Genomic DNA, 21,133 nt, shown 5'->3' with positions numbered 1-21,133 from the left:
TAATCGGATGATAACGGTAAGGTCGGCAGATACACTTTTATATGCTTTAAGAGGCAAGCTTGGTTTAACAGGTGCAAAGCCGGGATGTTTGAACGGGGACTGTGGTGCCTGTACCGTGAATGTTGATGGCAGGCCGATGAAATCCTGTTTAATGCTTGCCGTTGAAGCCATTGAAAAAAAAATCACGACTATTGAGGGCTTGAAGGGTACCCCTATTCAAACAGCATTTGTCGAAAACTTTGCCTTTCAATGCGGCTACTGCACACCTGGTTTTATCATGAATTGCCATTCCCTTATTGAGCAGCATCCTGATGCCGATGATGAAACCATAAGAGAGTGGCTCTCATCGAATATATGCCGTTGCACAGGGTATGCCGAAATAGAGAGGGCAGTAAAATCAGTGTTAGAGAAAAAATGAGCAGACCTGGGAGGATTAGAAAAGGCATTTTTTATTTTAAGCAAAAAAAGGGTTCCGCATAGTGCAGCGTGAGCCCTTTTTCAATCTAATGGTGTTAATTACACAAATTCAGTGTCTTTTCATTGCAAAATAAGTATCCAAAACCCGGCGTCCGATTTTAAGGTTTGCTTTGTTGTCTTCTTTTCCTTGATAAGCCCATGGAACGACCACAGCCATGGCAATTTCCGGATTCGAGCTTGGTGCATAACTAACCAAGCTTAAATTCATAACAGGTGGAGGTTCATTACCATATTTGCTGCGATAAGGTCCGTCATAAAAGGCCTCGGCTGTTCCTGTTTTTCCTGCAGGGGAATAAGGGGCATCCCCAAAAAACTTATAAGCCGTTCCGCCCTCTTCCTGCATGACCTTCCGGAAGCCTATATGTACCCGATGCATCCATTCTTTTTTTACATCGATGGTATTAAGGACAGTTGGCTTTATCGTTTTAAAAACGGGGCCTATCTCAGATATTTCTTTTATTGGTTCACGAATTTCTTTTACCAAATGGGGCTGCATACGGTAACCGCCATTTGCGATGGTTGAAACATATTGGACTAACTGCATAGGGGAGTAGGTATCGTATTGCCCGATAGCAAGGTCGAGTAAAAATCCTGGCAGCTTGCTCTGTCCTTTAAATCCTGTTTGTTCGTTAGGGAGATCAATACCCGTTCTAGTCCCGAGACCGAAGGCGGCAAATGAATTTCTGATTGTTTCAAATGCATGCTGGTTAAAGTTTAATGGCTGATCGTATTCATAATGCCCTTTCCCAATTCTTATCGCCGTATGAAACATATAGACATTTGAGGATTTTTTTAACGCATTTATTTCATTTAATTTCCCCATGTACGTATAAGATTTTTTTAGAGGCGTTCCTTTAATTTTAATTCCTGTATCATCAAAAACCGTACCCGCAGTAATGGCTCCTGTTTTATAACCGGTCAGTACGGTGGCTCCTTTAACTGTAGATCCAACATTGTACGAAGTGGTAAAAGTTCCGAGAGCATCATCTTCCATTTCCTTTTTACCGGTTTCATTGTTTCGAACTATTCGCTTTCCTGCCATAGTTAATACTTCGCCGGTGTGAGGATCCATTAAAACAACATAAGCACGGTCCAATAGTGACGTTCCAGGAGATCGTTTTGCAGCCCATAGCTCTTCTTCAATGATTTTTTCAACGGCCATTTGTAAATCCATTTTCACACTTAATACAAGATCCTTGCCTCTTTGCCCATTTGAAATCACTTGGGTATCTAGAACACTGCCGGTTTTATCAGTGGCATTTTGGATTTTTGATTTTTTGCCTTGCAGGATGTCTTCATATTGCCATTCCAGATAGCTTTTGCCAACTCGATCGTTTCGGCTGTAACCCCTTGACAAAAAATAATTGAGATGATCTGCCGGTAGCCCCTCGTCAGAGTTCGTCACATTACCTAAAACTGACTTTAATGTTTTATTAAAAGCGTACCAACGTTCCCAATCGGTTGTAGTATCTACACCTGGAAGGGACTGAAGATTTTCACTGACAATGGCAAATTCCTCTTGTGAAACGTTGTCATTCTTGACGATTTCCGGTTCGTGTTTATAACCGCTAATAAATTCCCGGTAGATTGCAATCACTTCGAGGTCATTATTAGTTAGTTGTTTTAATTCTTCATTCGAGATCCGATCTAGTTTTAGGCTGTATAAATCCTTGTCCGATAATTTTTTTGTATTGTATAATGCTTTTTCTTTTTCAGTGATTTTGCGATCAGCTACCTTAGGATATTTGATGAGCCAATAATCCTTCTTGTCCCTTTCTGTTACGTTGTCAGGCTTCTTATCAATTAATTTGGCCAATTTTATAGCAGTTTCCAGCATCTCTTTTTGACTGGCCCCTGAATTCATATATGTTATGGCACTTTTCGGTATATTGTCCACGATGATTTTTAAATCACGGTCGAGAATTTTCCCCCTTGGAACAGGATTATTGAAGGTAATATTTTCTTTTCTTTCTAATTCCCGTTTGAAATTCTCACCATAGACAATCTGTACAAAGCCTAATCTTAAAATAAGCAGAGAAAATAACAAAAAAATACTAAAAAAAAGTAAATTTAGGCGGATGGGGAAATGAGAATTTTTCTTCTTTTTCAAACGTTACACATCCTTTTCACCAAACCAATTGCTATTTTTTTATTATGTCCCTTTAATAAACTGGAAATTTAGTTATTATTTTTATTTTTACGTTTGGAATTACATAAATGTAAATATTTACCTTAAAAAGTTCTAGCATTTAAAAAGCTGTATATATCGACATCTTTTTTTATTCCTGAGAATTTTGTCAATCGAAAAATTTTTGAATTATTTCAATAATTGAATTTCTTACTCTATAATAAGTGATGGGATAGGGTAGTTTTATAACCAACTATCTTTATAGAAAAAGAATTAGGAGGTCTACATAAATATGGAGCAAAAAGTATTGGATTCAACCGTTCAAAAGGCATTGGGACAGTTTAAAGAATTAGATAAAAAGATCACTCATTATTCAAGTGTAATCGGTTTAGTCGATTGGGATCAAAAGGTCATGGCACCGAAAAAAGGGCGAAGTGTATTTGCCAAGGCTTCAGGTACATTACGTACCGAATTGTTTAAGCTTTCGGTATCGCAGGAAATGGGTGACCTATTAGCAGTACTGACATCACCGGAAAATTATTTAGCATTGGATGTTGCCACGAAAGCGAAGGTTCGGGAGTATAAAGCATATTATCAAAAATCAAAAAGCATCCCTGCAGATCTTTTTCAGGAATATTCCATCTTAACGGCACAAGCAAATGATGCATGGGAAGAAGCAAGAGCAAACAATGACTTTGCGCGTTTTCTTCCATATCTAGAAAAAATCGTTGATTTCAAACGGAAATTTGCTGACATTTATGGCTATCAGGACCATCCATATGATGCCTTGTTGGACGAATTTGAGCCGGGTCTAACGGTCAAAAAACTAGATCCCTTATTTGCAAAATTAAGAGAAGCAAGTGTGAATCTTTTAGAAAGAATTCAGCAAGCGGGTAAACGAACCCCTGATGAGATTCTTACCCAAACATTTGAAATTGAGAAGCAAAAGGAATTTAATCGCTATATTCTACCGATCATCGGCTTTGATATGGAAGCAGGTCGATTGGATGAAACGGTACATCCTTTTGCCCAATCGGTAAATACCGGGGATGTTCGGTTAACCACTCGATATATAGAAAATAATGTCCGGTCGGCGATGTTTGGAACTATTCATGAAGCAGGTCATGGAATTTATGAACAACATGTTAATCCTGAATTTGAGGAATCTGTATTGCAAAGCGGTGCTTCATTTGGGATTCATGAATCGCAATCAAGATTTTTAGAAAATATGGTCGGCCGCAGCAAGGAATTTTGGCATTATTTTTATCCTCATTTGAAAACATATTTTCCAAATCAGCTTGAAAATGTAACAGTAGAGGAGTTTTACCGCGCTGTTAATACGGTAAAACCGTCGTTTATCCGCGTGGAAGCGGATGAATTGACCTATAATTTGCACATCATGATTCGTTATGAAATTGAAAAAGGGTTAATTGCCGGTGATTTTGAAGCGAAGGATCTTCCGGCTATTTGGAATCAGAAAATGCAAGATTATCTTGGAATAACCCCAAACACTAATACTGAAGGAGTATTACAGGATGTGCACTGGTCCTTTGGCGGTATTGGGTATTTTCCTTCCTATTCTTTAGGTAATCTTTATGCAGCTCAAATATTGCGTACCATCCAAAAGGAGATCCCTGATTTCTTTACTCACATCGAAAATGGTAGGTTTGATCTAATTCAAGCTTGGTTAAAGGAAAATATTCATCAATATGGAAAGCTTTATACACCGAATGAATTAATTGTTAAAGTAACCGGTGAAGAATTAAATGCAGAATACCTTGTAGAATATCTGGAGAAAAAATATTCCGAGGTATATGGTCTATAAGCTTGCTTATGGGAAGGGCGATGCCTTTTCCTTTTTTTATTTATAATGAATCCAAGTATCCAAAACCGAGCCGTAAAAAATTTAATAAATAATTAATAATTCATTAAGAGAATGTTTAGGCTGGTTGTCTATTCTTATTTAGTATCCGATCTAGACGATCTGAAATTAAAGGAAGAACGAAGAATCATGTCGATTTTTGTGTAATGTTATTTACTTTAGGCTACGATAGTTTTAGCTGGAAAGTATATGAAAATGGAAAGTAGTGAAAAGATGTCAATTCGTCTAAGACTTTTAATATCGTATCTAGCAATGGTCTTAGTACCGATAGTTTTCGTTGTTGTTTCTGCCCTTTTAGTGGCGTTGTTATATAGAGGAGATATAAAAGAACTGCTAAACATTTATTTGCCTTCGGAGCACCAACAAAATCTATCCGAGAAGGATCAATTATTTATTGACTTGCAGAGGCAATCACTTAAAAATCCAGGACAGTTTGCAAATCGGACATTTTTAATAAATCTTGACAGTCAATTAAAAAAGTCGAATACTGCACTTATAGTTCGAAAAGGAAAAAAAATCCTTTATCGCTCATCCTCAGTTAAAGGATTGGATGCTGAGGACCTTCCTGCCTTTGGATTTTACAGTGAAGTGGATCCTTTAGAACGAGATCACAATCAATTTATTTCGATAAAAAAACTGGATTTCTTTTATCCTGATAATTCAAAGGGTTCATTGTTTTTTGTTACAGATGCAAGCAGCCTAGCAAAATTTGTCCGTTCTTCCTACCCGATTTTATTTATTGGCTTGATTCTCATATTAATTGTAACAAATGGATTGCTGACGTATTTTGTATCAAAGAGTATTATCCGTCCGATTAGAGAATTGCAAAAGGCTGCAAATCAAATGAAGGAAGGAAACTTAAATATCCCTATTGAAGCAATGTCCAAGGATGAATTGGGTCAATTAGCTCAAGGGTTTGATGAAATGCGAATACGGTTAAAAGAATCAATCGAAACACAATTAGCCTATGAAGAAAATCGTAAGGAATTAATTGCGAATATTTCGCATGATTTAAAGACACCGATTACGACAATCAAAGGCTATGTGGAAGGAATTCGCGATGGTGTAGCAAATAGTCCTGAAAAAATGGATCGATATATTCAAACCATTTATACAAAATCAATCAATTTAGACCGGATGATTGATGAACTCTTTTTATATTCAAAATTAGATCTACAACGTCTTCCTTTTTATTTTGAACGGATTAATTTTGAACATTACCTCCAGGATTTTGTCGAAGAACTACGTTTTGATTTAGAGGAAATGAAGGTTGAAATAAGCCTAAATATTGAAAATGACGAGGATTATGTGATAACAGGTGACCGTGAACATCTGAAACGAGTTATTACTAATATTGTTGATAATTCCTTGAAATATATTGATAAAGAAAATAAAAAACTCTCATTTCATTTATCATCATTAGATTCGTATGTTCTCTTTAAAATGAGGGATAACGGCCCGGGCATTGATGAAGAAAATCTCCCGTTAATTTTTGATCGTTTTTACCGTGCTGATTTAGCAAGAGGAACAGAAAAAGGCGGCAGTGGACTTGGGTTGTCTATTGCTAAAAGAATTATTGAAGGACACCATGGAACGATTTGGGCAGAAAGCAAAAAAGGTCAAGGAACAACCATCCTATTTACGATAAAGAAAACTCGTTAATTTGCGAAAAAAGCAGGTGAGGAATCATGAAAAGAATATTAATCATTGAAGATGATAAAAGTATTGCCGAACTTGAACGTGATTATTTAGAAATTGAAGGTTTTTCGGTGGTAATTGCTTTATCAGGGAATGATGGTTTAAACAAAGCATTAAAGGAAGAAGTAGATTTAGTGTTACTTGATCTGATGCTTCCAGGAATAGATGGTTTTCAAATATGCAAAGCAATTCGAACCGAAAAAGATATCCCGATTCTAATGGTCTCCGCCAAAAAAGAGGATATTGACAAAATTCGCGGCTTGGGACTGGGTGCAGATGATTATATCGTGAAACCATTCAGCCCAAGCGAATTAGTAGCAAGAGTGAAAGCACACATTTCTCGTTATCAGCGTTTAATCGGGAAAGAAACCCAAAGCGACGGGATTATGGTTCGGGGGTTGCGAATAGACAAAGGCTCAAGACGGGTTTTTGTTAACAACCATGAAGTAACCTTTACTGCAAAGGAGTTTGACCTTTTAACCTTTTTTGCCCTTCATCCGAACCATGTTTTCAGTAAAGAACAGTTGTTTGAACGCTTATGGGGTTTAGATTCTCTAGGAGATATTTCAACAGTAACCGTCCACATCCGAAAAATAAGAGAAAAGATTGAAATGGATCCATCCAATCCACAATATATCGAGACAGTTTGGGGTGCCGGTTACCGATTTAAAGGGTAGATTCTATTTTTAAAATACGCTTAAGGTAGGATAGTAGATGTCACATTTTGTTCAGTCGATTTTCACATTTCTTTCAAGTCTTGGTTACCTGGGGATAACCCTAGGGTTAATGGTCGAGGTTATCCCTAGTGAAATTGTGTTAGCCTATGGCGGGTATTTAATTTCAATAGGGAAGATTTCATTCGTTGGAGCAATTATTGCTGGGACTATCGGGGGAATTATTTCTCAATGGATTCTCTATTGGTTGGGTCGCTATGGCGGCAGACCGTTATTAAATAAATACGGGAAATATATACTGATTCGTCCGCATCATATTGATGTTGCCCAACAATGGTTTAATAAATATGGAACAGGAGTCATTTTTACGGCTCGTTTTATTCCTGTTGTCAGGCATGCAATTTCGATTCCTGCCGGAATTACCAGAATGTCATTTTTAAAATTTACCACATACACGATTCTGGCGATTATTCCTTGGTCAATACTCTTTCTATACCTCGGAATGTCCCTAGGAGCAAAGTGGGAGCTAATAAACCAAGCAGCCAAACCATATGTCAGTCCTGCTATCTTTATTGCTATCATTTTACTAATTGGCTATTTCATATTTAAATGGAAAAATAAAAAAAGTGAAAAAAACGAAAAATAATTCACTAAAAACTTTTGGAGGTTAATGATGTCTAACTTTGATTATTCACTATTTCAAACAATCAATCACTTGGCAGTGAGTGACAGCTTTCTAAATTCTTTTATGGAAATAATTGCTCAAAGGGCAGAATATCTATTCTTTGCTGCCATCATTTTTTATTGGTTTTATAAGAAGCCTAATAATCGACAAATGGTTGTTGAAGCGGTTTTAGCTGCTTGTGTCGCAATGTTGATCAATATGGTAATTGGTCTGGTATTTTATCGCGACCGTCCATTCGTCGCCCATCATGTCCATTTGTTAATTTCACATGCAAAGAACGCATCCTTCCCAAGTGACCATGCAACAGCAGCATTTGTCATCGCAACTACAATTTGGATCTGGAGAAAGCGTGATGGCTGGCTTTGGTTAATTTTAGCCGCAGGGGTTGCATTCTCACGTGTATGGACTGGGGTCCATTACCCATTAGACGTAACTGGCGGGATGATAATTGGAGTAACGATCGCATTTGCTACTCATAAATTTTTACCGCGTTTAAACATTATCAATCGGCCAATAAATTATCTAATTGAACAGTATGAAATAGCAGAAAATAAAATATTGAATAAAACGAATACAATGTAATAAAAGGGAAATGGATAATTTACATTTTTATGATAGGCTATGTTAAAGCTCATTGTTGATTTTGCTCACTATGTTGATTGGAGCGGAAGGCGAGACTCCTCGAAAATGCTATCGCATTTTCTTCGTGCGGTAAGTATTCGCGGAAGCTTATTCAATGTCCTGCGGGAAAAGCAGGTCAAGGGAGACCCCACAGGCGCAAATCGCCGAGGAGGCTCCCGACCGCCCGCGGAAAGCGAGTGCCTGGAGCGGAAATCAACAGCAAGTTTTACAGAGCCTTATGATCAAATAATGAAGGTGAAGGTCAAAAACATAAAACTACAAATGAGGAGTTAATGAAGGTATGAACTTTAAAGAAAAGGATAAAATTCTTATTCTTTCAGCCACATATGGGGATGGACATAAACAAGTGGCAAAAGCAATAAGTGAAGCCGTTGATTATACTCTTCCAGACGCAGAACCCATTATTGTAGATATTATGGAATGGATCCATCCATATCTATATCCGATTAGCAATTATGTATATAAACGAAGCCTTAAAAAGTTTCCGCAGCTGTATAGCTATATATATAAGAAAACACGTGAAAAGAGCTCCTTTTCAATCAAATTAAATGCTCTTTTTTCACTTGGTATGCGCTCATTGCTTGAGATTTTACAAGAGTTGAAACCATCGGTTGTTGTTAGTACTTATCCCTTTGCAGCAGGAATTATCTCACAATTGAAAGAGCAAGGGTTAGTTGATATCCCTGCTGTTACGATTATTACCGATTATACCGATCATTCTTATTGGATTCATCCATATACTGACCAATACGTTGTGGGTTCTAAACAAGTACGCGACCGACTAATTGCGCTCGGTATCGAGAGTTTTAAAATTAAATATACCGGAATTCCCATTCGCAGAAAATTCATGCAGCATCATTCTCGCGAGATGTTAGCGAAAAAATATGGACTTGATTCAAAAAAATTCACGATATTAATTATGGGTGGGGGAGACGGTTTTTTCGGGAAAGGATTATCGACCTTTCGAGCCCTGGAATCCATTTCAACATCCATGCAATTAATTATCATTTGCGGACGGAATAAGAAATTACACAAACAATTAGAGGAGGAGCTTAAGGGCTCGAAACATGAAATTCTCCTTCTTGGATATTGCGAAAATGTCCATGAATTAATGGCAATTTCCGATCTAATGATTTCAAAGCCGGGAGGGGTAACGACTTCGGAAGCATTAGCTATGGAACTGCCAATATTTATTTTCAATCCACTTCCAGGACAAGAAGAGGATAATGCAAATTATTTGTTGGAAACCGGTTTAGCTGTCTTGGCTGAAAATGATCGTGATTTAATTAATAAAATTCAAAGTGTCATGAAAGACTCAAAACTTTTAGGTTTCATGAAACAAAGATCCAGGCAATATCAGGCCAAGACGTCATCAATTGATGCTCTTGATGTAATTATTCGTACATTCGACCCGAAGAAAGAACAAAACCATGAGTTTTTACCAATGAAAATGAAACAAAGTATGTAAGTAATGTAAATGTTTTGTTAATCCTTTGTTAAGGTTGGACGGATATTATTGAGGTGGATATAAATAATGTTTAAAATTATAGAAGGACTTGTTTTATTGTATATAATTTATACGATTATACCTTATCTCCTTTCGTTTGTATTTACGAAGAGGATATTTCGACGCAGTGACGATCCTTCAAAAATTGCCTTTACCTTTGATGATGGACCGGATCCGAAGTATACCCCTCCACTTTTAGATTTATTGAAGAAACACAATATTAAAGCTTCTTTTTTTGTCTTGGGGTCAAAGGCAGAAAAAAATCCTGAATTGATCCTTCGAATGCATAATGAAGGACATTTAATCGGACTTCACAATTATATCCATCGATCCAATTGGACGATGTTTCCTTGGACCATTCGACGTGAATTGGATCATAGCGCTTCTATCGTAGAAGAAATTACCGGTGTTAGACCAATTTATTACAGGCCGCCATGGGGATTATTAAATCTATTTGATTTTTTCGTGATTAAACCTTATAATATTATTCTTTGGTCGGTAATGGCAGAGGACTGGAAAAGTAAAGGCGGAAGTGAAAAAGTAAGGAAGAGACTTCTCAATAAAATCAAAAATGGTGATGTCATTCTCTTGCATGATAGCGGAGATACATTGGGAGCGGATAAAGATGCTCCAATGAATACAATCAACGCCCTGCATGATGTAATAAAAGAAATGACTGCGAAAAGCTATACATGTGTAAGAATTGATGAAATGTCGGTTTAAAATTACATCAGATTTTGAAAAAATCCATCATCCACCCTTATAAAAAGGTTTTAAGGTACCAATAATGTATTGGTACCATTCAATTTTATGGGGAAAATTTTTTTAGTTAATTTAACGAATATCGAGTGGTGTACAAATGAAAATTATCTGGAAATCTTGGAATAATGAAAAAAGGCATTTATGGTTAGCCTCCATTTTATTGGTTATTTTTGTTTCTCCACTTTTTATCCTTGGGGAAAATGCTCATATTCGGGTACACGATAATCTGGATTCAAACATCGCTTGGTATAAAGTGTTAAAGGATAGCGGTCAATTATTTGGCAGCGTAAATTCTGTAATCCCGCAAATCATCAATGGCCAGCTGGCACGAAATACATTTGGAACAGAATTCAGCGGGATAGAGTGGTTACATACCTTGTTGCCATCCATGCTTGCCTTTTCAATAAGTCAAACAATAACAAGAATATTTGCCTTTATAGGAATGTACTTGCTGCTAAAGAATCACTTTGTCAAATCTGAAGATGCTTACCCAATCAGAGTATGGGTTTCATTAGCGTTTGCCTTAACTCCATTTTGGCCGTCAGGGATGTTAAGTACTTTGGGAATGCCACTTGCACTGTGGGCTTTCTTGAATATTAGGGAAGGAAAATATAAATGGAAAGAGTGGGTAACACTCATTTTACTTCCCCTTTATTCAAGCTTTGTATTAGGATTTTTCTTCTTTTTAGTCGCAATGGGACTATTATGGTTAAGAGACTTACTGGTTAAAAAGAAATATAATTGGGTTTTTTTTGGCAGCATTTCTTTAATGACCTTCATTTTCCTTTTAATAGAGTATCGATTAGTTTACTCTTTAGTATTCCCTGAAGCACCAACAAATAGGAATGAATTTTTTGAATCTACTCTTAGGCTTTGGGGAACGGTTAAATTAGTGTTTAAAAATTACTTTTTTGGACATACACATGTAATGACCCTTCATACACTGATCATTGTCCCACTATCCTTTATCGCCATTTTTGCATTAAAGTATAGGAAGAAAGGGTGGATAGAAAAAAGATATCTTTCTTTATTTATCCTGAATTTTGTGCTATCTGTTTGGTATGCTTTTTGGTTCTATAAAGGATGGGCGCCAATAAAAGAACGATTTCCTTTTTTAAATACATTCAATTTTGCCAGGTTTCATTTTCTAAGGCCGATGATCATTTATTTGATGTTTGCTGTTGGCTCTTATATTCTATGGCGAATTGGTAAGGGCTGGAAAAATTTCGTTAAAGTTTGCTTAATTCTTCAACTTATTGTACTTGTTTTTGCTAATAATGAGATTTATTATCGGGATGCAAAATCACCCACATTTAAACAATTTTATGCAACAAAGCAATTTAGTGATATTGCAAACTATATCGGTAAACCAAAAAACAGCTATCGGGTGGCAAGTATTGGATTGCATCCGGCAATTGCCCAATACAATGGGTTTTACACATTGGATACGTATAATAATTTCTATCCCTTATCATATAAACATGAATTTAGAAAAATCATTGCAAAAGAATTAGATAAAAGTCCCACATTGAAGAAGTATTTTGATCAATGGGGCGGACGATGTTACATTTTTGTCGCAGAACTTGGTAAAAATTATGAGATTAAAAAGACATCAAAGGTAAAGATTCACCATTTACAACTTAATACAAAGGTATTTAAAAGCATGGGAGGACAATATATCTTCTCAGCAGTTCCTATAATCAATGCCGAGGAAAATGGTCTGGAATTTAAAAAGGCATTCGACCAAAAAGATTCTGCCTGGAGAATTTACCTTTACCAAGTAAAATAAACCTGTTAAAGGAGTCGTTCCATATGAATAGACCTGTGTTAACAATTGTAGTTCCATGTTTTAATGAAGAAGAGGTTCTACAAGAGACCACTTCACAATTATCCAACTTACTTAAAGATATAATGAATGAAGCACTCATCTCGAAGGAAAGTTCCATCCTTTTTGTGGACGATGGCAGTAAAGATCGGACCTGGGATTTAATCGAAATGGAAAGTGAAAAAAGCTCTTTTGTAAAAGGGCTAAAATTAGCTAAAAATGTAGGACATCAAAATGCTCTCATAGCAGGTCTTGAAGTTGCGGCAAAGCAATCCGATTGTGTGATCTCGATTGATGCTGATTTGCAGGATGATATCCGCGTTATTCCAACCTTTGTAGAAAAATACTGGGAAGGCTTCGATATTGTCTACGGCGTAAGGGGCAGCAGGGAAACAGACACATATTTTAAGAGGACGACTGCTTCAGGCTTTTATAGCTTTATGGGGAAAATAGGAATCAAATTAGTACCAAATCATGCTGACTTCCGCTTAATGAGTAAACGGGCACTTGAAGAATTATTTAAATACAAAGAGACAAATTTGTTTTTGCGCGGTCTTGTTCCTTTAGTAGGATTTCGTTCAACAGAAGTGTATTATAACCGAAAAGAAAGGCTGGCAGGGGAATCTAAATACCCTTTAAAGAAAATGCTTGAGTTTGCTTTTGATGGAATTACATCTTTTAGTGTTGCACCGATTCGCTTGGTTACTTTGATAGGGTTCCTTTCTTTAGTAGTCAGCCTCATTGCCGGTGGATACGCCCTTACTGAGGAAATATTAGGGCATACAGCCTCCGGCTGGACCTCATTGATCATTTCCATTTGGTTTGTGGGCGGGCTACAACTAATGGGCATTGGTATTATTGGAGAGTATATAGGGAAAATCTATCAAGAAGTAAAAAGACGTCCAAGATATGCAATTGAAAAAGATTTATATTCATTTCAATACAAAGAACAGCCTCAAAAGAATGCTGTCCATCAGTAGGTGTCGGTATGAAAAATTCGTTTGTTCGTTTTATTATTGTCGGGATTGCCAATACCATCGTTGGGTTGTCGGTGATGTATCTTCTTTTGCATGCTGTTCACTTTTCCTATTGGCTGTCCACATTTCTGGGAAATTCCGTTGGTGCGATTGTAAGTTTCTTTTTAAACCGAAGCTTCACGTTTAAAAGCCAAGGCTCGATGGCTAAAAGTGCGGTTCGCTTTATCACAGTCATCTTATGCTGTTACTTTATTTCCTATGATCTTGCAAAAAATATTGTGATAGGGGTGCTGAAAGGTAGCAATTTTATCGATGCCAATCTGAAAACTGATCTTTCTGTACTCGTAGGAACCGGGCTTTATACTATTTTGAATTATTTAGGACAAAAATGGTTTGTCTTTTCTAAAAAAGAATCTGTCGTATTAAACACCGATTCAAACTAGCTATAGAATGGAATAAATAGTAAGCGGCTGACTCTTTTATTTACAGTCAACCGCTTTTTTTTGAAAAAAAGTTTGTCTTCTAAATGATTTTTCGTTTTTTTTGTCATATGATTCGATTTTATGGTAAGTTTTATAGTGGATAAGTTTTCAGCTTGAAAGGATTTTGATTATGAATTTAAAAATGAACCTTTTTAGTGCATTCATGATAACTCTTGTATGCATAATAGGTTTTAGTTTTATTTCGCTGTTAATCAGTGACCATAGAATTATCACTTTTGATAGCAGCGTAATAGCAAGTATTCAAGGCCGTGAATCTCCGATGCTAACTAGTTTGATGAAATTTTTTACCTTTATTGGCTCTGCACCTTTTGTCATCATTCTTAGCGTATTACTTTTAGTTTTCCTTTATAAAGTATTACATCATCGCTTAGAACTCATTTTATTTATTGCTGCAGTAGCCGGCTCTGCTGTTATCAATCAAGTGTTAAAAAGTATTTTTCATAGGGTACGTCCTAATTTACATAGGCTGATCGATGTATCAGGATACAGCTTTCCGAGCGGTCATGCTATGAATGCATTTACTGTATATGTTATTATTTCTTTTTTACTTTGGCGGCATATTCCTAGTAAATTGGGTAGAAGCATATTACTATTCTTGAGCATCTTAATGATTTTAGCGATTGGAATTAGCAGGATTTATCTTGGAGTTCATTATCCAAGCGATATTATTGGCGGTTATTTTGCAAGTGGATTTTGGCTGGCAATAGCTATTTGGGTTTTCCAGTTTTATAAAGAAAAACGATATAATAAGAAATAAAAACATGGTGAATGATGGTTGGTTACATAAAAGAACTGAACGATCCGCCCTTATGAAAATTGGAGTGATACATATTATAAAGAAAAGTATTCCTAACCTTTTTACGCTTTTAAATTTATTTTTTGGGTTTTTGTCTGTGATGTATTCTGCTTTAGGGGATTACAAGAATGCGGCCATTCTAATATTAATTGGGATGATGCTTGATAGTATGGATGGTCGGATTGCCAGGATGCTTCATGTGGAAAGTGAGCTTGGTAAAGAACTGGATTCGCTTGCGGATATTGTTACCTTTGGGGTTGCACCTGCTATGATGGCTTATTACTCCTATTTTTCAAAATTCGGTGTAGCTGGAATGGCCATTGCCGGACTCTTTCCCTTATTCGGTGCTTATCGTTTAGCACGATTTAACATTAATGCAGTGAAATCTTCTCTTCATTATTTTACTGGAGTTCCCATCACTGCCGGTGGAGGCTTATTAACTTTTTTAACATTTTTTCATGGCAGAATGCCGCATATCATACTCCCGATAGCCTTTTTTGTTATCTGCTTTTTAATGGTCAGTAAAGTGAAAATTCCAAGCATGAAGGAAATTCCGCTTCCGAAATATGGAATTCTTATAACCGCCTTTTTAGGTTATGCGATTTATATTGTCTTTCGTAAAGAGCACCATAGATTTCCTTATTTTATTTATGTGGCGATCCCATTATATGTATCTTTTATTGGGTATCAATTAGTGAGGAGCAAAAAGAAAAACAATAAATAACTGATATCCATTTGCAGTGTATATTTAAAAAAAGAAAGAGATTTCACTCTATTTCTTTTTTATCTTTTAGGAAACTACAAAATAATTTGGTGTGGATAACTTGAAAAAGTTATCTGAATCCAGCTCCAGCGCCTAGCGGCTAGTGGACTTCGCTAACGGGGCGCTTTCGCCTTTTGTTCTTACTTTCTGAATTGTATTGAATGAATCGGTTCGTGGTTGTTGATGAAGCGGAATAATGGTGGCAATAGGATAATGATAGTAATTAATCTTAATGATTGAACAGCTACCACAAAGGTAGAATCTGCATGAAGGGCAATCGCAGCCGTGGCCATTTCAGCCACCCCTCCCGGTGCGAAGGCGAGAATGCAAGTTACAAGCGGAATATGGGTTATATCTGCGATTAGGAAGGAGAAAAGAAGCATAGAGATTACCAGGCAAAGGGAACTTACTAATCCAACTCCAATAATTCTGCCTAATCCTTTAAACATATTCTTATTTATACGTGAACCAATACTCGTTCCAATTAATATTTGCGCAAGAAAAATGAATTCATGAGGCCAAAAAGCTGTGTCGGTTTGTCCAAATAGAAGAGGGAAGAGCAATTGAACAATTGCTGCCCCAAGCATACTTCCCACAAGCCATGGAACAGGCATCTTGAATCTTTTGCTTACAAGCGCTCCACTTAATGCGCCAATGATCAGTAGTTCTGTAAAGCGTAATGACTGATGTGCTAAAGGCATCGGATGGTTTTCTAACGCATTACCTCCAGTTGCAGAATTAAAGGCACCGGCAACGAATGGTATTACCCCAATAACTAGTAAAATACGAAGAGTTTGAATAATATTTACGATAAAGGCATTTGCACCCACTTCCTCAGCAATGGATGGCATTGCAGAAATACCTCCGGGCGTTGTTCCTAAAAGGCTGGTTATCATATTTACTTTACTAAAACGCCATAAAAGGATTCCTGAAAGAAATGCAATCGTAATTGAGGAAATCACCATGACAATAATAATGAGAAAGTAATCCTCAAAAGTATCAATGATTGAACCACTGAAATTCCTCCCTAACTCAATTCCTAAAAGAGTTTGTCCAATTTGCCTCCAATACGGATGAATGCCATTAATCTTCATTTGAACAGTTATCCATTTTGGAGGCAGTGAGGATAATAGTCCGGCAAATAATAAGCTACCCATCATCCACGCAATGGGAATTCCCGAAAATGAAAGAATCAGACCTCCAATCATGCTAAAAAGAAGATACGAAGTATCATTGAGTAAAGAGTTTATTTTTGTCATCATTTATATTCTACATCCTTTATGTTTTCGTCAATTAATTAATGTCCCCAAAAAGATGTAGGATTAGTCATGAATAATAAAAAAATCCGGTCCGCCTCAAAAGAGGGGACCGGATTTTTTTAAAGTATAAGAAAGTATAAATTTTTGACTTTGAGAATTGTCTAGCTCCAGCGCCCAGTGGACTTCGCTCTTCTCCCTACGATAAGTCAACATCGAATCGACTTGAGCTCCGTGTTTCCTTTATCTCAGTCGAAGCGCTCCAGTCCATACGCCGCTAAACGGGGCGCTTGGGCTTTTCTTATTACATACCGCCAAACGACATAACCCAAATGGAGCCTGCAACCGTTACGACTGCGATGAATACTCCGTATAAAACGTTAATGGTTTGGGCTTTACTGTCTTCACCGTCTCTTAAATGCATGAACATAAAGAGCTGAAGACCGGCTTGAACGACTGCAAGGATACCAATGATCCACATAATCACGTTAAATGACATTGATGTCTTTAATGCAACGAATAGAGCTGCGAAGGTTAATACTAATGATAAAACAAATCCGAATACCTGTGTCATTGGTGTACCGTGTGAATGTTTATCCATATCAAGACACCATCCCTTTTAAATAGACAAATGTGAAGATAAAGATCCAAACAACATCAAGGAAGTGCCAGTATAAACCGATAATAAAAGCTTTTCGAGCAGTAACGGGATTCAATCCTCTTTTAGCAATCTGGATCATCACCATAATCGCCCAGCCAATCCCCATGCTAACATGCAAGCCATGTGTTCCTAACAGGACAAAGAAGCCTGAAAGGAATGCACTTGTTTGCATCGTTGCACCGTCATGAACATAGTTGATAAATTCGCTAATTTCCATTCCGACAAAGCCTGCACCAAGTAAAAGAGTAATAACCATCCAGGCTAATAGGCCTTTTTTGTTATGGCGGTGCATTTCAAAAATAGCTAACCCACAGGTAAAACTACTTGTTAACAAAAGGATTGTCTCAATCATTACACCTTTAATTTCAAATAAATCATGTGGAGTAGGGCCGCCGGCGAATCGATGATTTAACACCGCATACGTAGCAAAGAGTGTTGCAAAAAGAATAATCTCCGCACCTAAGAAAACCCAAAAACCAAAGATATTCATCCGACTTTGCTCGGTTTGATATTCGAGTGGCAATGCTGTATTCACATTAGCTGACATGATTTTTCACCTCTTTATCTACTTGTCTCCATGCTTTCTCAGTTCGTTGAATTTCATCTATATGCACATGGAATCCATCCTTAGAATCGAAGGAACGGGCAATCAAGCACGCGAAGATGCCAAGAAGGGCAACAAGAGCGGCAATTTTCCATTCGAATATTAAGAAGAAACCGGCAATGCCCATTACTACAGCCATAACAAATGGAAGTCCGGAATTGTTAGGCATGTGAATTTCTTCAAGCTCATCTTCGTTTAATTCTAATCCTTCATTATGCTTCTTCATATACCAGAAAGCATCAATTGATTTCACTTCAGGTACTTTGGCAAAATTGTAGAATTGCACCGGTGAAGCAGTTGCCCATTCAAGTGTTCTTGCATCCCATGGATCGCTTGAAATATTACGGTCTGCATAACGAGCGCTCCAATAAATGTTATAACACAAGAAACCAAAGCCAATAGCCAGAATTCCGGCACCAATAGCAGATAAAAGCATTAATGGACCAAATCCGGTTTCAGCGGAGTAGGTATAAGAACGTCGTATCGCTCCGTTTAAACCAAGGAAGAACATTGGTAAGAACGTCATGTTGAAACCAATTACAAAGAACCAGAAATGAAGTTTTCCAAGTTTTTCATTAAGCATATGTCCAAACATTTTTGGCCACCAGTAGTAAAGTCCTGCGAATACAGCGAAAACAACACCTGGTATTAATACATAGTGGAAGTGAGCAACTAGGAATAGGGAGTTATGATATTGATAATCCGCTGCACCCATAGCCAACATTACCCCTGTAACACCACCGATGATAAAGCAAGGGACAAAGGCAAGTGCCCACAGCATCGCTGTTGTAAATTGTATTCGTCCTTTACGCATTGTAAATAGCCAGTTGAATATTTTTACACCCGTAGGTATTGCAATCATCATGGTTGTAATTGAGAAAATAGAGTTTACTGCAGGTCCGGCACCCATTGTAAAGAAGTGGTGAACCCAGACAAGCATACTTAAAAACGCAATTCCAACAATGGAGAATACCATTGATTTGTATCCGTAAAGCATTTTACGGGAGAAGGTAGAAATAACCTCAGAAAACATTCCAAACGCCGGGAGAACAACGATATAAACTTCCGGATGGCCCCATAGCCAGAACAGGTTTGCCCACATCATAGGGTTACCGTCGCCGCCGACAGTAAAGAAGTGTGTTCCAAAAATACGGTCAAAAGTCATTAGAGCAAGGGCGACCGTAAAGATAGGGAATGATGCCCAAATAATGACTGATGCAATAAAAGAAGTCCAAGTGAACATTGGCATTTTCATCAATGTCATGCCTGGTGCTCTCATTTTTAAAACCGTTACGATAAAGTTGATCCCAGTCATTAAAGTACCAATCCCGGCTATCTGAATCGCGACAGCGTAAAAGTTATTCCCAATCCCCGGTGTAAATTCCTTTCCGGCAAGAGGGAAGTATGCAGTCCAACCCGCATCAGGCGAACCACCGATGACAAATGAAATATTAAACAGCATAGCCCCTGCAAATGTTAGCCAAAAGCTAACAGCATTTAATTGTGGAAAGGCTACATCTCGTGCACCAATTTGTAATGGTACGACTACGTTCATTAAACCAATTAAGAATGGCATCGCCATGAACAAAATCATAATGACACCATGTGTCGTAAATACTTCGTTATAATGCTGTGCATCTAAGAACTTTTCATTCGGCGTTGCCGTTTGAGCTTTCATCAATAGCCCGTCGATTCCACCGCGGAAAAACATTAATACACCAACGAGAATATACATAATACCAATTCGTTTATGATCAACGGTTGTAAACCATTCTGTCCAAAGATACTTCCATTTTTTTAAAACAGTTACCCCAACAACGACACCAATCATCGTTAAAAGAATAGCAATTTGTGATCCTAAGATTAGAGGGTCGCCAGTAATTAAAATCTTATCCCATTTAATTCCCATTGTTTTCACCTCCAGTTGATTTTCCGCTCATATCCATGTTTTTCATATTCATTTTGCTCATATCCATAGATTTACCTTCAGCCTGACCGTCCATCTTCATGCTATGATTTTGGTTATCCGGCTCTTTAAAAATTTGACCGGGATAGTCATGGTTTTTGTACAATTCAGGGAATGTATAGGTTTTCGAATTCATGTCAGCATGGTTTACAAACGCTAGATGAGTATTTGAAAATGTTTCCCTGCCAAGATTTGAAGGCTTCAAAAGGTTGATATAGCTCTTTTCTGTTAGCTTTGGTGCCTTGCCCTTTACATCTTTAACCCATTTCGAAAATGCTTGCGGTGATTGAGCTTCAACCGTGAATTCCATTCCGGCATAGCCTTTTCCGTTAAAGTTAGTATTTCTGCCGATATACTCACCGGTTTGATCGGCAACAAGATATAATTGTGTTTCCATTTTCGCCATTGTATATTTTTGACCGCCTAATGCAGGGATCCAAAATGAATTCATTGTTCCGGCAGAGGTTAACTTGAATTTAACCGGGGTGCCGACAGGTATATTAAGATAGTTAACTGTTTCAATTCCTTGCTCCGGATAACTGAAAATCCATTTCCAATCCGCGGAAGTAACATTAATGGTTATCGGTTTCTTATTTTCATAACCTGCAGGAACCTTTTCTAAATTGTAAATCGATTTAACTGTCGGAATGGTTAAGGCAATAACAATAATAATTGGAATGACAGTCCAGATGATTTCCAATTTGGTGCTGCCATGCTCTTCAGGCGGCTCATAATTTTTATTTTCCGGTGTCGCGCGGTATTTCCATACAATATAACCAAATAGACCAAATACCACTACAACAACAAGTGCCATGAAGACTAATGACCAGTTAATCAAATGAAGTATTTCTCTTGCAGCAGGTCCTTTCGGTTCAAATACGACCATATGGGTATCGCAGCCGCTTAAAAGTAAAACAGGTAATAATGCTAATAGTGGAATTAAAAAGCCCTTTTTGGACATTTCTCCTGCTCCTCTCCTTTAAAAATGTTTGTTTTTTACCATAATTGTTCGTGAATTCGTTCACAAATTCGACCAGACTATAATACTATAATTCTTAAAACATGTGAACAATTTTTATATGGATGTTCACAATTAAAATTAGAATTTTTCTTCCCAAAACCTATATTAACAACATGTAGATGATGATAATATAGGTTTTTGAAAATAATTGTGACAAATTTGTTAAGGTTTTATAATCCTAAAAAAGGAAAACGATGGAAATTCAGTCCTATGAAAGTATTAAATAATGGAAATGGAACGAATTTATTACACGGAATGGTTATATTTGTCTGATTTTGAATAAAAATGGGATAATGAAAAGGAATT

The 21,133-nt window shown here is 37.2% G+C and carries 19 protein-coding genes; 13 read left to right on the top strand and 6 right to left on the bottom strand.

Features of this window, described 5'->3' with window-relative positions; all coding sequences use genetic code 11:
• Positions 1–7 precede the first annotated feature (7 nt).
• On the top strand, positions 8–418 hold the full coding sequence (locus AC3ANV_RS18500; RefSeq protein WP_488314270.1) for a (2Fe-2S)-binding protein: 411 nt from the start codon (positions 8–10) through the stop codon (positions 416–418).
• Positions 419–526: 108 nt separating this feature from the next.
• On the opposite strand, the gene AC3ANV_RS18495 is transcribed toward AC3ANV_RS18500, so the two are convergent.
• Positions 527–2,587 (bottom strand): peptidoglycan D,D-transpeptidase FtsI family protein, encoded by a 2,061-nt coding sequence (locus tag AC3ANV_RS18495; protein WP_488310153.1) that lies wholly within the window; start codon positions 2,585–2,587, stop codon positions 527–529.
• Between the two features lie 310 nt (positions 2,588–2,897).
• On the opposite strand from AC3ANV_RS18495, the gene AC3ANV_RS18490 reads away from it, so the two are divergent.
• From AC3ANV_RS18490 to pssA, 12 genes are all read left to right on the top strand, one after another.
• A complete protein-coding gene (locus AC3ANV_RS18490) occupies positions 2,898–4,430 on the top strand; it encodes a carboxypeptidase M32 (protein ID WP_488310152.1) in 1,533 nt (510 codons plus the stop codon).
• Positions 4,431–4,676: 246 nt separating this feature from the next.
• Positions 4,677–6,149 carry a sensor histidine kinase gene (locus tag AC3ANV_RS18485; protein ID WP_488310151.1) on the top strand — a complete coding sequence of 491 codons (1,473 nt, stop codon included), beginning with the start codon at positions 4,677–4,679 and terminating at the stop codon, positions 6,147–6,149.
• A 26-nt stretch (positions 6,150–6,175) separates the two neighbouring features.
• Positions 6,176–6,862, top strand: a complete 687-nt coding sequence (locus tag AC3ANV_RS18480) for a response regulator transcription factor (RefSeq protein WP_488310150.1) — start codon at positions 6,176–6,178, stop codon at positions 6,860–6,862.
• Positions 6,863–6,899: 37 nt separating this feature from the next.
• Positions 6,900–7,505, top strand: a complete 606-nt coding sequence (uptA, locus tag AC3ANV_RS18475; protein WP_488310149.1) for an undecaprenyl phosphate transporter UptA — start codon at positions 6,900–6,902, stop codon at positions 7,503–7,505.
• 24 nt (positions 7,506–7,529) lie between these two features.
• Positions 7,530–8,126, top strand: a complete 597-nt coding sequence (locus tag AC3ANV_RS18470; RefSeq protein ID WP_488310148.1) for an undecaprenyl-diphosphatase — start codon at positions 7,530–7,532, stop codon at positions 8,124–8,126.
• A 340-nt stretch (positions 8,127–8,466) separates the two neighbouring features.
• A complete protein-coding gene (locus AC3ANV_RS18465; RefSeq protein WP_488310147.1) occupies positions 8,467–9,654 on the top strand; it encodes an MGDG synthase family glycosyltransferase in 1,188 nt (395 codons plus the stop codon).
• Between the two features lie 66 nt (positions 9,655–9,720).
• The gene (locus tag AC3ANV_RS18460; RefSeq protein ID WP_488310146.1) at positions 9,721–10,416 is read left to right on the top strand and encodes a polysaccharide deacetylase family protein; all 696 of its coding nucleotides are present in this window, start codon (positions 9,721–9,723) and stop codon (positions 10,414–10,416) included.
• A gap of 136 nt (positions 10,417–10,552) precedes the next feature.
• Complete coding sequence (locus AC3ANV_RS18455; RefSeq protein ID WP_488310145.1) at positions 10,553–12,244, top strand: DUF6044 family protein; 1,692 nt, start codon at positions 10,553–10,555, stop codon at positions 12,242–12,244.
• 23 nt (positions 12,245–12,267) lie between these two features.
• The gene (locus tag AC3ANV_RS18450; protein ID WP_488310144.1) at positions 12,268–13,260 is read left to right on the top strand and encodes a glycosyltransferase family 2 protein; all 993 of its coding nucleotides are present in this window, start codon (positions 12,268–12,270) and stop codon (positions 13,258–13,260) included.
• Between the two features lie 8 nt (positions 13,261–13,268).
• Positions 13,269–13,700, top strand: a complete 432-nt coding sequence (locus AC3ANV_RS18445; RefSeq protein WP_488310143.1) for a GtrA family protein — start codon at positions 13,269–13,271, stop codon at positions 13,698–13,700.
• A gap of 169 nt (positions 13,701–13,869) precedes the next feature.
• Positions 13,870–14,517 carry a phosphatase PAP2 family protein gene (locus tag AC3ANV_RS18440; protein WP_488310142.1) on the top strand — a complete coding sequence of 216 codons (648 nt, stop codon included), beginning with the start codon at positions 13,870–13,872 and terminating at the stop codon, positions 14,515–14,517.
• Positions 14,518–14,569: 52 nt separating this feature from the next.
• Positions 14,570–15,280: a CDP-diacylglycerol--serine O-phosphatidyltransferase gene (gene pssA / locus AC3ANV_RS18435; protein ID WP_488314269.1), complete on the top strand. Its 711-nt coding sequence runs from the start codon at positions 14,570–14,572 to the stop codon at positions 15,278–15,280.
• A gap of 179 nt (positions 15,281–15,459) precedes the next feature.
• On the opposite strand, the gene AC3ANV_RS18430 is transcribed toward pssA, so the two are convergent.
• The 5 genes from AC3ANV_RS18430 to qoxA form a co-directional block, all read right to left on the bottom strand.
• Complete coding sequence (locus AC3ANV_RS18430; protein WP_488310141.1) at positions 15,460–16,581, bottom strand: AbrB family transcriptional regulator; 1,122 nt, start codon at positions 16,579–16,581, stop codon at positions 15,460–15,462.
• A 298-nt stretch (positions 16,582–16,879) separates the two neighbouring features.
• Entirely contained in the window at positions 16,880–17,176 is a 297-nt protein-coding gene (gene qoxD / locus AC3ANV_RS18425) for a cytochrome aa3 quinol oxidase subunit IV (RefSeq protein ID WP_488310140.1), read from the bottom strand.
• 1 nt (position 17,177) lies between these two features.
• Positions 17,178–17,783, bottom strand: coding sequence for a cytochrome aa3 quinol oxidase subunit III (qoxC, locus tag AC3ANV_RS18420; protein ID WP_488310139.1), 606 nt, complete (start codon positions 17,781–17,783; stop codon positions 17,178–17,180).
• Positions 17,773–19,749, bottom strand: a complete 1,977-nt coding sequence (gene qoxB, locus AC3ANV_RS18415) for a cytochrome aa3 quinol oxidase subunit I (protein WP_488310138.1) — start codon at positions 19,747–19,749, stop codon at positions 17,773–17,775. Before qoxB ends, qoxC begins: the two co-directional genes overlap by 11 nt.
• Positions 19,739–20,767: a cytochrome aa3 quinol oxidase subunit II gene (gene qoxA / locus AC3ANV_RS18410; protein WP_488310137.1), complete on the bottom strand. Its 1,029-nt coding sequence runs from the start codon at positions 20,765–20,767 to the stop codon at positions 19,739–19,741. Before qoxA ends, qoxB begins: the two co-directional genes overlap by 11 nt.
• Positions 20,768–21,133 lie beyond the last annotated feature (366 nt).

It is taken from the genome of Neobacillus sp. DFD-2R, assembly GCF_057747865.1.
Note: the sequence above shows the minus strand (reverse complement) of the source record. Positions and strands in the feature narration are given on the sequence as shown.

Coding starts and splice junctions, on each gene's coding strand:
- AC3ANV_RS18500 (WP_488314270.1), top strand. CDS start 8: ATGATAACGGTAAGGTCGGCAGATACACTTTTATATGCTTTAAGAGGC.
- AC3ANV_RS18490 (WP_488310152.1), top strand. CDS start 2,898: ATGGAGCAAAAAGTATTGGATTCAACCGTTCAAAAGGCATTGGGACAG.
- AC3ANV_RS18485 (WP_488310151.1), top strand. CDS start 4,677: ATGAAAATGGAAAGTAGTGAAAAGATGTCAATTCGTCTAAGACTTTTA.
- AC3ANV_RS18480 (WP_488310150.1), top strand. CDS start 6,176: ATGAAAAGAATATTAATCATTGAAGATGATAAAAGTATTGCCGAACTT.
- uptA (WP_488310149.1), top strand. CDS start 6,900: ATGTCACATTTTGTTCAGTCGATTTTCACATTTCTTTCAAGTCTTGGT.
- AC3ANV_RS18470 (WP_488310148.1), top strand. CDS start 7,530: ATGATGTCTAACTTTGATTATTCACTATTTCAAACAATCAATCACTTG.
- AC3ANV_RS18465 (WP_488310147.1), top strand. CDS start 8,467: ATGAACTTTAAAGAAAAGGATAAAATTCTTATTCTTTCAGCCACATAT.
- AC3ANV_RS18460 (WP_488310146.1), top strand. CDS start 9,721: ATGTTTAAAATTATAGAAGGACTTGTTTTATTGTATATAATTTATACG.
- AC3ANV_RS18455 (WP_488310145.1), top strand. CDS start 10,553: ATGAAAATTATCTGGAAATCTTGGAATAATGAAAAAAGGCATTTATGG.
- AC3ANV_RS18450 (WP_488310144.1), top strand. CDS start 12,268: ATGAATAGACCTGTGTTAACAATTGTAGTTCCATGTTTTAATGAAGAA.
- AC3ANV_RS18445 (WP_488310143.1), top strand. CDS start 13,269: ATGAAAAATTCGTTTGTTCGTTTTATTATTGTCGGGATTGCCAATACC.
- AC3ANV_RS18440 (WP_488310142.1), top strand. CDS start 13,870: ATGAATTTAAAAATGAACCTTTTTAGTGCATTCATGATAACTCTTGTA.
- pssA (WP_488314269.1), top strand. CDS start 14,570: ATGAAAATTGGAGTGATACATATTATAAAGAAAAGTATTCCTAACCTT.
- AC3ANV_RS18430 (WP_488310141.1), bottom strand. CDS start 16,581: ATGATGACAAAAATAAACTCTTTACTCAATGATACTTCGTATCTTCTT.
- qoxD (WP_488310140.1), bottom strand. CDS start 17,176: ATGGATAAACATTCACACGGTACACCAATGACACAGGTATTCGGATTT.
- qoxC (WP_488310139.1), bottom strand. CDS start 17,783: ATGTCAGCTAATGTGAATACAGCATTGCCACTCGAATATCAAACCGAG.
- qoxB (WP_488310138.1), bottom strand. CDS start 19,749: ATGGGAATTAAATGGGATAAGATTTTAATTACTGGCGACCCTCTAATC.
- qoxA (WP_488310137.1), bottom strand. CDS start 20,767: ATGTCCAAAAAGGGCTTTTTAATTCCACTATTAGCATTATTACCTGTT.